A 12,856-nucleotide genomic window follows, 5' to 3' on the forward strand; every position below is an offset into this window, starting at 1 on the left:
TTTGGCATTTATATGCGTGGATTTCGCCTTTTCACCTTGATTTGCGGGGTGAAGCTGATCTTGGCCGACCGGCATTTCACCAAAAATTAAATGCCCCTCCCGAAAACTTCTCTCTGTATGAAACCGGAGAGTATGATGTGGTCTAGCTGCCAAAACGACCCTGTCGAACGTGTCCTTGTGACCCTGTTGAGCGCGCCAGTAGAGCTGTGCGCCCCGCCCAGAATGTGCCGCGCTCCGGTCATTTGGCGGTGCGAGATCGCTTGACCTACGCTGCCGCCTCCTCCGCGCTCTTGCGCTGCCCTGACTCAACCCCACGCAGAGGACACTATGCCTAAGCTGAAGACTTCCTCATCCATCAAACGTCCTGGTTTTGGTGTGTTCCGTAGTATCCGTGCCAAGATGAGCCTGATCCTATTTGTCATGGGGGCGTCGTTTTGCGTCTTTGCCTACATGATCCACACGGTTCTGTCGGGCATCGACCGGGACATGACCACGCTCAATTCAAAGGATCTCCCGGGGCTGGAACTGGCGGGGGAGATTTCTCTGGCTTCTGAACAAGCCAAGAACACCATGTTGTTGCTGATTTCCGCCACCGAGGTTTCCGTGATCGACACGGCCTCGCGCGAAGCTGAGGCCGCCGCAGAGCATATGATGCAGTTGATCGGCCAGCTTGATGCGGAGATGCAGCCCGTGTTCGAAGCGCAGGCGACTCAGGTTGCGGGGGCGCTCTCGGATCTGGCTGATGCGCGGCGCGATGCGCTCAATAGCGAGGCGCAGATCGAAGCGGAAATCGAGGCTTTCAACATCATCGTCAATGACCTTGGGGAGCTGATGACGGGGCTGGTGCAGGCGGCATCGGTGGAGTTGAATCGTGGCGCGGCGAACACCTATGACGCCATCGACAAATCCCTGAAGCTCTTGGTCGAGCGCGATTTTCACAACTTGGAGCTGCTCCTCGAAGCGCGGGCCGAACTGAACCTTCTGGCGGGGGCTGCCGTGGCTTTTGGGGGTACCAAGGACAAGGAAACGATTGCGAGGCTGCAAGCGCTCGCTGACAGTTCTGATGCCCGCCTGCAGGAGATTTCCGAGGAGATTGAGGCGAACGCGCCCGAAATGCTGGATGTTTCGCTCATCCACAGCGCCCTCTTTACGCTGCAATCCGTGATTGCGCAGAGCCTGTTTCCGTCCGAGTCCCTGCGCCAAGCCGCGATGAAATCCCGCGCCGACACGGATCGGTTTATCGTCATGGCGATTGATGCGCAGCTGTTGAAGCTCTCCGCCTCTGCGGCGCGCACCAGCAAGGAAAACGGTGACAGGCTGCGTGAGCTGATGACCAATGAAGTGGGCTTCCTCAATGTCCTGATGGAGATCAGCCAGCATCTGAACAGTTTTCAGGTTGCGGCGCTTGATGTGTTGACCGCCTCGGATGAACAGCAGGTGAAGGACGCGGCATTCTCGCTGTCGCAGGCCAGCCGCAATCTGGCGAATTACACCGATTTTCAGGACCCGCTTGTTGTCGAGCTTCTCAGCCGTGTGGCCGCCTTTGCCGAAGAGGAAGCCGGGCTTGCCGCCCTGCGCATGAATGAGCTTTCAGCGCAGGCCGCGGCCCAGGAGGCCACGCAGAAAACCGAGGCAACGGTGCTGGAAATTGCGGACCGTGCCTCTGAGTTTGCCGCCCAGACCCTCGGCGTCATCCGCACCATGTCCAGTGACATCTCGGGCGAAGTGGCAACGGCCAGCCGCAACATGATGATTTCTCTGGCGATGGCTGCGGGCGTTTTCCTGACGGCCTTGCTGGTGACCCAGCTTCTGATCCTGCGTCCGTTGAACCGGATCAGTGCGAGCACGGAACGGCTTGCGGAGGGGGATCGCAGCCCTGTCACCGGGTTTGAACGCACCAGCACGGAGATTTACCGGATCGCGCGCTCGCTGTCGGTGTTTCGCGATGGGATCGTCGAAAAAGAAGAGCTCGAAGAGATGGCGGCCGCCGAGCGCGAGGAGCGCGAACGGGTGCAGGCCAAGGCGGTCGAGGCGCTGGGCACGGGGCTGGAGCGGCTCTCCAGCGGGGATCTGACCGGCCACATCCACGAAGAACTCGGCGAGGGCTATGACCGGCTGCGGCTCGACTTCAACCGCACCCTCGACACCTTGAATGACACCGTCGGCCAGGTGATCGACACCTCTGCCTCCATTCGCAACGGCGCCTCGGAAATCAGCCAGGCCTCGCAGGACCTGTCGCATCGCACCGAAAGCCAGGCCGCGACGCTCGAAGAGACCGCCGCCGCATTGGATGAGATGACGGCCAGCGTGACCTCTGCCGCGGAAGGCGCGCGCGATGTGGAACGCACCTCGAACGAGGCGCGCAGCGAGGCCGAAGCCAGTGGCGATATCGTGCGCAGCGCGGTTTCGGCGATGACCGAGATCGAACAGAGTTCGGGCAAGATCGCGCAGATCATCTCGGTGATTGACGATATCGCCTTTCAGACCAACCTCTTGGCACTCAATGCCGGTGTCGAGGCGGCCCGGGCCGGGGAGGCGGGGCGTGGCTTTGCGGTTGTGGCCTCCGAGGTGCGGGGCCTTGCGCAGCGCTCTTCGGATGCGGCGCTGGAAATCAAGAACCTGATCAGCGACAGCTCGAAACAGGTGGAGCGTGGTGTTGATCTTGTGGGCAAGGCCGGGGAGGCGCTGGACAACATCCTGAACCGCGTGAGTCATGTCTCTGAGCTGATTTCCGGGATCGCCACCGGTGCGCAGGAGCAATCCACGGGGCTCTTGGAAATCAACACGGGTATGAACCAGCTGGATCAGGTGACTCAGCAAAACGCTGCCATGGTCGAGGAGGCCACTGCGGCGAGCCAGCTCCTGAACACGGATGCGGAGACGCTTGCGGATCTGGTGGCCCGGTTCCAGACGGCAAATACGGCGCGGACCCCTGCCGCGGGCGCTGGGGATGTGGGCGAGGACGCCGGATCAGAGGCGCTTGCCCCCACAAGCTGGGGCGATGCACAGGACATCGAGTGGGAGGCCACCGAGGTCGAAGAGCCCTTTGTCCCGGAGCAGACAGACTGGTCCGACTTTGATGGCGACGACACTCAGGCAACCGGGACGTAATACTCCGGCCCAATCTGAACACGAAGCACCCCGGCAGGCCCACTGTGCCCGCCGGGGTCTTTTTATGGCTCGAGTAGCATTCCGCTATGAGGTACATAATTCCGCATGTTGAAATTACTAGCGAGGCGCGGTAGGTGATACGTTGAATCACAGTCGCTGCCGTGCAAGGAGGAGCCGTCCGTGTCAGACCCCGTGCTTTTGGAAATTACCGATGACATCGCGGTCATCGCCATCGCAAATCCCCCCGTAAACGCCCTGAGCCATTCCGTACGGCAGGGTTTGGACGCGGCCTTTGCCGAGATTGCCCGCCGCGATGACGTCAAGGCGGCGGTGATCTATGGAACCGATCGCACCTTTATTGCCGGGGCGGACATCCGGGAATTTGGCAAACCTCCGCAAGAGCCGTTCCTTCCTGATCTGATAAACCGCATCGAGGCCTGTGCGGTCCCGGTTGTGGCCGCTCTGCATGGAACCGCACTTGGCGGCGGGTTGGAGGTCGCGCTTGGCGCGCATTACCGTATCGCGGTGCCCTCGGCGCGTTTTGGTCTCCCAGAGGTGACGCTGGGCATCCTGCCGGGGGCCGGTGGCACCCAGCGTCTGCCACGGTTGGCCGGGGTGGAATTTGCGCTGGAGGCGATCACCTCGGGACGTCAGATCGGCGCCGAAGAAGCGCTCGCGGCGGGTGTCATTGATCGGATCAGCGACACGGCAGATATCCGCGAAATGGGCCTGTCCTATGCGCGAGAGCTGATAGCATCGGGCGCGCAGCCGCGCCGCACCAGCGACATCGCCCCGGAGCCCGTCTCTCCGGATGTGTTCGAGCAGGCGCGGGCAAAACTTGCCAAGAAAGCCCGTGGCCAGCTGGCCCCTCAGAACTGTGTCAAAGCAGTCGAAGGCGCACTCTCTTTGCCGTTTGCCGAGGGACTCGCCAATGAGCGTGCCTTGTTTCAGGAGCTGATGGAGAGCGACCAGCGCGCGGCCTTGATTCATGCGTTTTTTGCCGAGCGACAGGTGGCAAAAGTGCCCGAAATCAATGGGGTAGAGCCGCGCGCGATCTCTCGGATCGGTGTGATCGGCGGCGGTACCATGGGCGCGGGGATCGCGGTCTCGGCGTTGTTGACGGGACTTCAGGTCACGTTGATCGAACGCGACGCCGAGGCGGTATCGCGTGCAGAAACCAATGTTGCCAAGATCCTGCAGGGCTCGGTCAAACGCGGCAAGCTCACTCAAGAGAAATTCGACGCCATCATGCGCGAGGCCTTCGAGGCCAGCGCGGAGTACGCCACGCTCGCGACGGCTGATGTGGTGATCGAGGCGGTGTTTGAGAGCATGGAGGTCAAAAAAGAGGTCTTCACAAAGCTGGATGCGATCTGCAAGCCGGGCGCGGTTCTGGCCTCCAACACTTCCTATCTCGATGTGAATGAAATTGCCGCGATGACGACGCGGCCTCAGGATGTGATCGGGCTGCATTTCTTCTCGCCCGCGCATGTGATGCGGCTGTTGGAGATCGTCGTGGCGGATGAAACTGCGCCCGACGTGACCGCAACCGGGTTTGCCCTTGCGAAACGGCTGAAAAAGGTCGCGGTGCGCGCAGGCGTCTGTGACGGCTTTATCGGCAACCGGATTCTGAGCCATTACCGCAAGGCCGGAGATGGCGCGGTTCTCGCCGGGGCGAGCCCCTTTGAGGTAGACCGCGCTCTGGTGAACTTTGGCCTTGCCATGGGGCCCTACGCGGTGAGCGATCTTGCAGGGCTGGATATCGGCTGGGCCACGCGCAAGCGGCTTGCGCCGACGCGGGACCCGCGAGAGGTCTATGCCGAATTTGCCGACCGGTTGTGCGAAGCGGGGCATTTTGGGCGCAAAACCGGCAAGGGCTTTTACGTCTATGATGACGGCGGGCAGACGCCCAACGCAGAGGTGATCGACCATATTGCCGAGGAACGCGCAGCCAAGGGCATTGCCGCACGCGAAATCCCCGAACAGGAAATCGTGGATCGCTATATGGCGGCGATGATCAACGAAGCGGCCCGAGTCGTTGAGGAGGGTATCGCGCTGCGTCCGCTGGACGTCGATGTGACGTTGCTCAACGGCTATGGGTTCCCCCGCTGGCGTGGTGGTCCAATGCAATATGCCGACACCGTGGGTCTGGAGAAAGTCCTCGCCGACATCGAGCGTTTTGCGCAGGAGGATGACTTCCTCTGGCAGCCTGCACCGCTTTTGAAACGATTGGTGGCAGAGGGAAAGACCTTTGCCGATCTCAATAACGCCTGATCGCCCAGAGAGGAAAAGACTATGAAACAAGCAGTTATTGTCTCAACGGCCCGGACCGGCCTCGCCAAATCCTATCGCGGGGCGTTCAACGACACCCATGGCGCGCAGATGGCAGGGCATGCCATCGAACATGCCGTTGCCCGCTCCAAGGTGGATCCGGCGCTGATTGAGGACGCATTTATCGGCTGTGGCTACCCCGAGGGCTGGACCGGCGGCAATATCGCCCGCCAAGCCGTTGTCCGCGCAGGACTGCCCGTGACGGTGGCGGCGGCGACGGTGAACCGGTTCTGCTCCTCGGGTCTTCAGGCGTTGGCGATGGCGAGCCATGCGGTCACTATGGAGGGCGCCTCTGCCGCAATTGCGGGCGGGGTCGAAAGCATCAGCCAGATGCCCCCCTCGCGTCCGGCGCAGCGCCGCGACGCCTGGATCGAGGCCAACAAACCCGATGTCTACATGACCATGATTGAGACGGCGGACGTGGTGGCCAAGCGCTACGGCGTAAGCCGAGAGGCACAAGACGAACTCGCGCTTCAAAGCCAGATGCGGACTGCTGCCGCGCAGGCTGCGGGCAAATTCGACGATGAGATTGTTCCGATTACCGTCACCCAGAAACTCACCGACAAGGAAACCAAGGAAGTCTCTTACAAAGAGGTGACCTTTGCGATGGATGACTGCAATCGCCCGAACACCACGCTCGAAGGGCTGGCGGGACTGAAGCCGGTACGAGGTGAAGAACACTTTGTAACCGCGGGGAATGCCTCGCAATTGTCTGATGGTGCTGCCGCGCTGGTGGTGATGGATGCTGATCTTGCTGCAAAGCAAGGGCTGGAGCCCCTAGGCGCGCTCAAGGGGTTTGTGACCGCCGGCTGCGAGCCCGATGAGATGGGGATTGGCCCTGTCTTTGCGGTGCCGCGCCTGCTGGAGCGTCATGGTCTGAAGGTCTCCGACATCGATCTGTGGGAGCTCAACGAAGCCTTTGCCTCACAGGCGCTCTACTGCCGGGATCGGCTCGAGATTGATCCGGAGATCTGCAACGTGAACGGCGGGTCGATTTCCATTGGCCACCCCTTTGGCATGACAGGCGCACGGATGAGCGGGCACCTCTTGTTGGAAGGCAAACGGCGCGGCGCAAAGCTCGGCGTTGTCACCATGTGCATTGGCGGCGGCCAGGGCGCTGCGGGGCTGTTCGAGATCTTCTGACGCGGGTCCGCCCCGCGGAACATCAGCCACGACGTCCAAGTCCGGGCGTCGTGGCCCCAAAAGTGCAAATGCCCCAGAAAACAACTGTGAGACTATGGCAAAGGCGTTGAGGCAGCAGCAAAACTCTCTTTTCTTGACGCGAGAGAACTTTGTATGATGGTGCCTCCCGGTGACGGTAAAGGACGAAAAATGATGCGTGATCTTGAGCAGGATCGCCGATACGCCAACACCCTGGCGCGTGGGCTGAAGATATTGCGCGCGTTTCGTCCGTCCGACAACGGCTTGGGCAATCTCGAAATCTCGGAGCGCACCGGTATTCCGCGCTCCACCGTCTCCCGGTTGACGTTCACGCTCTGTGCCTTGGGCTATCTCACGCATGGGCGTCACTTTGACAAATACCGGCTTGGGCCTGCGGCGCTCGCGCTTGGCAATATCGCGTCTGCAGCGTTTGGGTTTGTGACGGTGGCCGCACCGATCATGCAGGAGCTTGCCAACAAGGTGAATGCCCTCGTCGGAGTTGCGATTCAGGACGATGGCACCATGCTGATCGTAAAAACCTGGCGGCCCGAGGGGTCGGGAGCGATCTGGCTCGATGTGGGCTATCGCATGCCGGTTCTGACCTCTTCATCGGGTGTGGCCTACCTTGGGGCGTTGACGCAGGAGGAGCGTGAAAAGCTCGAGGCGCTTTTGCCCGAGGAGGGGGCCGAGATCTGCGAAGAGGTCTGGCAGCACCAGAGCGCGCAGCTGCGGCGTGTGGGCTATGCCTGTGTGGCAGAGGATATGCGCTATTCTCGCGCGATCCATGCGGTCGCAACCCCGTTTCGCCCCTCCGAAATCGGCGAACCGGTGTCGATCTTCTGCGGGGCCAATGTGGATGATCTGAGCACCGAACAGATGCATGTCGAGGTCGGCCCCGAGCTTGTGAAGGCGGTCAACAGGCTGAAGCTGCTCACGGGGCACGCGGTTTCGGCCGTAGCGTCGGCCTGAGATTGACGTGCTTTCTGTTCTGTCGGGGTCACTGATTTCTGAGCGGATGCACCATCAGGGCGCCTGCGCCTTGATGGGAGCGTGGCCAGCGACACGATCAGCCGCTGTTTGAGGGCGATGTTTTTTGTGGAATTTGTTTGCGCTAACACTTGCGTCTGGAGCGCTCTTGGGCGACAGTCGCGCGGGTTTTGGCCAACGATCAGCAAAGCGGTCGCGAAATGACCGCTGGGGCTTGACCCGCGCGCGCTTAGCCTGTTTGACCCATGGCAACTGACAACCTGAGCATCGGCTTTGCCCGCGCCTGTTTGGTGTGGCGAACTGGAGGGGCTAAGATGTGGAATCTGATCGCTGACGTCGGCGGAACAAACATGCGGCTGGCGGCCGTGAATGCGGAGGGGGAGATCCTCGAGCAAGCCCGGTATGACAGCAAGGGCACGCAGAACCTTGAAGAGGCCTGTGCAGATTTTGCAGCCCATCGCGGCAGCGCGCCTGGCCGTGCCGTCATTGCGGCGGCAGGTGTGGTGCGGGGCGGCTCCGTTCAGTTGACCAACGCCAACCAGAGTTTTTCCGAACGCGGGATTGCCGTAGCCCTGCAAACCGAGCGGGTCAAAGTTCTGAATGACTTTGAAGCCGCTGCCTGGTCACTGGCGTCGGTGAGCGCGGGGGATGTGACCGTGCTGCAGGGGCAGGCGGTGTTCCCCAAGGAACCCTGCCTGATCATCGGCCCGGGCACCGGGCTTGGCGTGGGGGCCCTGATTTGGGCCAATGGCGAACCCTGCGTTGTCCCTGGCGAAGGGGGGCATGTTGCCATCGGCCCGCGCACGGCCGATGAGGTCGCGATCTTTGAGGCGCTACGCGAGGAATGGCCCGAGATCGGCATGGGGCCGGGGCTTGCGGTAGAGGCCGAAGGCATCCTCTCGGGCACAGGGTTGCCTTACTTTTACCGCGCGGTTGCGCGCAGCATGGAGCTGACCGCGCCGCTCACGACTGGGGCGGAGATTTTTCAGTCCGCGCAGGCGCGGCTCGACACCGCAGCGGTGCGTGCGGTGTCGCTCTTTGCGCAGTATCTCGCCGGAGTCGCGGGGGATCTCGGTCTCGTCTTCGCGGCCAAAGGGGGCGTGTTCGTCACCGGGGGCGTTGCCGCCGCAAACCCGTGGATCTTTGATGCCGCCTTTGTGGAGGCGTTCAACGCCGGTGGGCGCCACACCGCGTGGCGCGAAGAGCTGCCACTGCATCTCTATCATCAGCCCAATTTCGGCCTGATCGGCGCGCGCAATTATCTGCGCGCCCGCTGAGGTCGATGCGCCGTATTTGAGCCGCATCATCCAGCGCGCCCTGGCGTGTGTCCGGCCAGTCTCATCTTGATATTCCAAGACAGAAGGCCAAGCATTGCAGTCATTCTTTTGACCGAAGCGGAGTTTCACAGCCTCTATGACGGATAGCACATTGCCTTCGCCGCAGATTTTTACCTTTCGCGGTCAGCCGGTGATCCGGGATGCCGAACTTGCAGAGCTGTTTTCCTACACAACCGGGAATCTCAACAAGCTGGTGAACAATAATGCCGACCGCTTTGGAGAGGATTTTGCCTTTCGGCTGACTGACGAAGAGTTTGCCGAGTTGAAATTCCAACTTGGAATATCAAAAACGCATGGAGGACTGCGCCATCCTCCGATGATGTATACCGAGCATGGTGCGGTGATGGCGGCGACGCTGATGCGATCGCCACGCGCAGCAGAGGCCTCGCGGTTTGTGGTCCGCAGCTTTGTGGCTGCGCGGCGTGGCCTGATGGCGAAGGCGCAGGGGCAGAACCTGCCACTATCGCTGCCAGTCAATGATCTGGTGCCCATCGCCGGGCGCGAGCGTAGCGGTCTCGTCGGAAAGCTGGATGCTGCTCTGGGGCGGGTGCTCGATGCCATTGCTGATCCGGTGCAGGAAACAACGGTGCGCGATGAGGCGCGCCAGATCGCGCTTGAGGGGCTGTCGGCGATCAAGGCGCATTTGAAAAAGCAGGACATCGCCAATGAAAAGACATTGGCCGAGGTGCAGAAGCTTTTGAAGGAGGCCGAGGCGATTGATGCCGAAATTTCGGCCCGCCACATCGAGAACAATCATCGCCAGATGGCATATCTTGCCAAGCAGTTGCGGATTGTTATTGAAGTGCAGCGTTATCTGGATCAGGGCGATGTGGACACGCTGTTAGCAGTGTTGAAGGACCTCGGCACCTGATGCCGGGTCGTCCAGCGGAGCGCCTGCGGCGCGGGCCGTGCTAACTCTCACCGGATGCCGCATCGCTGCGGCGGAGTGCTCCGGAGACTTGCTGCAAATGCTGGCGCATGGCGGCGCGGGCGTCTTCGGCGGATCCGGCGCAGATGGACTGCGCTATGTCGCGGTGCAGCGCCGAGAGGCGCGCGATGTCGTCGCCCGTGAGCGCTGCGCGCCGCGTGCGTTGCCAGTCGCCTGCACGTCGCAGGGTGCGAATTTCTTCAAAGAGTGACAGGAACAGCGGGTTTCCAGCCATCTCGGCAATCTTGTAGTGAAAGAGATCATCCGCGTGTTCGTAGCGCTCAATATCGTCCGCCGCGAGGCTGTGTTCCATAAGTTGAAGCAGGCGTGTCTTGTCCTCTGCGCTGCCGCGCCGGGCGGCATGGGCAGCGAGCGCCGGTTCGAGATCGAGACGGACCTCCATCAGATCGCGCGGCGTGACGCGTCTGGCAAGCGTGCTCAGGCGCTCCGCAGCCTGCACGGGAGGTGGCTGCAAAAACGTACCCTGTCCGTGACGGCGAAAGATCAGCCCATCTCGCGCCATCGCGTCCAGGATGCCACGCAACTGGGTTCGAGAGATCGAGAGCTGCGCCGCGAGGATCCGTTCGGGTGGCAGGCGGCCATCGGGTGACGCGCCCGCATTGAGGATGGCTTCGCGCAGTGCTTGCTCCGGAGGGTTGGGGTGGCTCAGAGCCACCCCATTTGCTCCGCGAGATCGGCAAACATGCGCAGGGAGGTCGCCATCAAAAAGACCCCAAACGAGAGTTTGAGTGCACGGCGGGGGATCGAGTGGGCCAGTTTCACGCCCACCCGGGCAAATGTGGTCGAGAGCGGAATGATTACCGCCGCCAGCAGAAGGTTCACGTAGCCCAGCGAGAGCGGCGGCAACCCTTCGGCGCCAAATCCGGTGGCCATATAGATCACTGCACCGGGCAGGCCAATGATGAACCCGATGGCAGCCGAGGTGCCGACCGCCTTGCGAATGTCATATCCCAGAAAGCTCAGGGTTGGGACGCAGACCGTGCCGCCGCCGATGCCCATCATGGCCGAGACCGCTCCGGCAAAGACGCCGAGTGCAGCCCAGACCGGTTTGGAGAAGGAGCGGGGCTCTGGGGAGTCGTTGGGTTTGCGCAGCATCAGGTCCAGGGCCACGGCCATCGCGATGGTCGCAAAGACCACCAGAAGGACGATGCCTGACACTAGCCCGCCCAAAACGCCGCCGATAACCACGCCGCCAAGGATGGAGGGTGCCCAGAGCTTGAGGAGCGCCATGTCGATTGCGCCCTTCTTGTAGTGGCCATAGCCCGACGACAGCGCGGTGAACACGATTGTCGCAAGCGATGTGCCCACGGCGACCTGCATCGTCAGGGCAGGGTCCATGCCGGTGAGGCCAAGCGCAAAATAGAGCGCGGGCACGATGACAATGCCGCCTCCGACCCCCAAGAGCCCAGCAAGTATGCCCCCGGCGACGCCTGCACCTGCGGCCACGCCCAGCAAGGGCAAGAGCGTTTGAAATTCGAGCATATCTGTCCTGTCCCTCTCCGGGTGTTGATGGGAATACCAATTTGAAATTGGTTTAAGCGCTGCGCAACTCGCGCGTCAAGCCCCGCAACGGATGGCACGGTCCGGCGCTTGCGTGTGGTTCGCGGGTGTCAGCTTGTGGCAGTGAAACCGGCGTGAGTATCAAGGAGATACTGCGCAATCAGGGGTTTGGCGGCCGCTCCAAGGGCCGAGGCATGCGGGCCGATCTGGCCCTCCTGGACGTCGGGTAGGATCAGGCCGCGGGCATCCAGCTTGGGGAGCTCTTCGCGAATGCGATCGACCAGGCGTTGGCGGATGGACCTTGGCAGTACCCCATCTACCACAACAGCCTGAAAATCAATGACCGCGCAGGTGGTCAGCGCTGCACGCGCCAGGGCGCAGGCGGTTTCTTCGAGCCATTGATCCACCTGCGGGGCAAAGGCACTCCAATCCTGCGGTTGCTCCCAGAGCGCGCGTGGATCAATATCGGCCTCATTCAGAAGCCGCTCGAGCTCGCGGATGGACGCGCTGTCGAGCAGGCGGCAATTGCTGCCATCAGCTCGTTGCGAGGGCAGGGGCCCTAGAGCCCCCGCATTGCCCATGCCGCCTTCATAGACGGAGTGATTGAGCACCACGCCACCGCCAATGAAGGCCGCGATGAAGAAATAGATGCTGTCGCGCCAACGGCTGCTGGCGCCGAACATATGCTCGGCTCGGCATGCTGCGGTGGCATCATTGATGACAAAGACCCGCAGGGGGCTGAAGCGGGCAATTTCGATCGTCGGATCCAGCGCGCGCCATGCGGTGAGGCTGGACTTTGGGGCGCCGACTTGTGCATGCCAGCGCCAGAGATCAAAGGGGGTCGCAACGCCGATGCCGCAGATCCGCGCCTGTTGCTCCGGGCTCAGATCGGCGCTGATGTCTTCTATGCCGGTTTTGATAAACTCAAATACATCGTCAGGTTGCGGATAGGCGTATCGCAGTTGCCGCTCGGCGCGCAGCCCGCCTCGAAAGTCTGTGAGCACCAAATCCGTACTGCGCCGGCCAATCTTGACACCAAAGGAAAACAGGCCCTCGGGATTGATGCCCATCGGGACCGAAGGCTTGCCCACGCGGCCTTTCTGGCTCTCGCCGCGCAGCACCAGACCGTCCTGTTCGAGCTTGCGCAGGATCACAGAGACGGTCTGGGACGACAGCCCGGTGCGCCGTGCCATTTCACTGCCGGGTAGGGCGCCACCTTGGTGCAAGAGCGTGAGCAACAGGCGTTCATTGTAAGCACGAAGCTCACTCTGGCTTGCGCCGGTGGAGTAGGGGCGTGGATCTGGCATGACTGGTCTATGCGCTCCTCCTGCATTTGAGGCAAGAGCCTGCATGGGTCGCTTTAATAAATCAACTTTATTTATTTATTGACAGAGATGCGGAATCACGGCTTTGATGCAGGCATCGACCGCAACAGCCCCACGGAGGAAGAGGGCTGAGCGACGCAAACTGACTGAGTAGAATG

General features: G+C 61.5%; 9 protein-coding genes. 6 read left to right on the top strand and 3 right to left on the bottom strand.

Annotated elements, in window-relative coordinates; all coding sequences use genetic code 11:
- Positions 1–327: 327 nt before the first annotated feature.
- From ACZ1HH_RS01815 to ACZ1HH_RS01840, 6 genes are all read left to right on the top strand, one after another.
- Complete coding sequence (locus tag ACZ1HH_RS01815; RefSeq protein ID WP_472637147.1) at positions 328–3,111, top strand: methyl-accepting chemotaxis protein; 2,784 nt, start codon at positions 328–330, stop codon at positions 3,109–3,111.
- A gap of 180 nt (positions 3,112–3,291) precedes the next feature.
- Positions 3,292–5,382: a 3-hydroxyacyl-CoA dehydrogenase NAD-binding domain-containing protein gene (locus tag ACZ1HH_RS01820; protein ID WP_472637148.1), complete on the top strand. Its 2,091-nt coding sequence runs from the start codon at positions 3,292–3,294 to the stop codon at positions 5,380–5,382.
- A gap of 21 nt (positions 5,383–5,403) precedes the next feature.
- Positions 5,404–6,582 (top strand): acetyl-CoA C-acyltransferase, encoded by a 1,179-nt coding sequence (locus ACZ1HH_RS01825; protein ID WP_472637149.1) that lies wholly within the window; start codon positions 5,404–5,406, stop codon positions 6,580–6,582.
- A 192-nt stretch (positions 6,583–6,774) separates the two neighbouring features.
- The gene (locus tag ACZ1HH_RS01830; protein WP_044027000.1) at positions 6,775–7,569 is read left to right on the top strand and encodes an IclR family transcriptional regulator; all 795 of its coding nucleotides are present in this window, start codon (positions 6,775–6,777) and stop codon (positions 7,567–7,569) included.
- 332 nt (positions 7,570–7,901) lie between these two features.
- Positions 7,902–8,864, top strand: coding sequence for a glucokinase (locus ACZ1HH_RS01835; RefSeq protein ID WP_011537711.1), 963 nt, complete (start codon positions 7,902–7,904; stop codon positions 8,862–8,864).
- A 136-nt stretch (positions 8,865–9,000) separates the two neighbouring features.
- Positions 9,001–9,795: an ORF6N domain-containing protein gene (locus tag ACZ1HH_RS01840; RefSeq protein ID WP_472637150.1), complete on the top strand. Its 795-nt coding sequence runs from the start codon at positions 9,001–9,003 to the stop codon at positions 9,793–9,795.
- A 40-nt stretch (positions 9,796–9,835) separates the two neighbouring features.
- On the opposite strand, the gene ACZ1HH_RS01845 is transcribed toward ACZ1HH_RS01840, so the two are convergent.
- The 3 genes from ACZ1HH_RS01845 to ACZ1HH_RS01855 all read right to left on the bottom strand — a co-directional run bounded on the left by ACZ1HH_RS01845 (position 9,836) and on the right by ACZ1HH_RS01855 (position 12,680).
- A complete protein-coding gene (locus ACZ1HH_RS01845; protein ID WP_472637151.1) occupies positions 9,836–10,528 on the bottom strand; it encodes a FadR/GntR family transcriptional regulator in 693 nt (230 codons plus the stop codon).
- Entirely contained in the window at positions 10,519–11,355 is an 837-nt protein-coding gene (locus ACZ1HH_RS01850; protein ID WP_472637152.1) for a sulfite exporter TauE/SafE family protein, read from the bottom strand. The genes ACZ1HH_RS01845 and ACZ1HH_RS01850 overlap by 10 nt, the downstream gene beginning before the upstream one ends.
- Before the next feature lie 128 nt (positions 11,356–11,483).
- Complete coding sequence (locus tag ACZ1HH_RS01855; protein WP_472637153.1) at positions 11,484–12,680, bottom strand: ROK family transcriptional regulator; 1,197 nt, start codon at positions 12,678–12,680, stop codon at positions 11,484–11,486.
- Between the last annotated feature and the right edge of the window lie 176 nt (positions 12,681–12,856).

The organism is Epibacterium sp. HA2-3 (assembly GCF_055693725.2).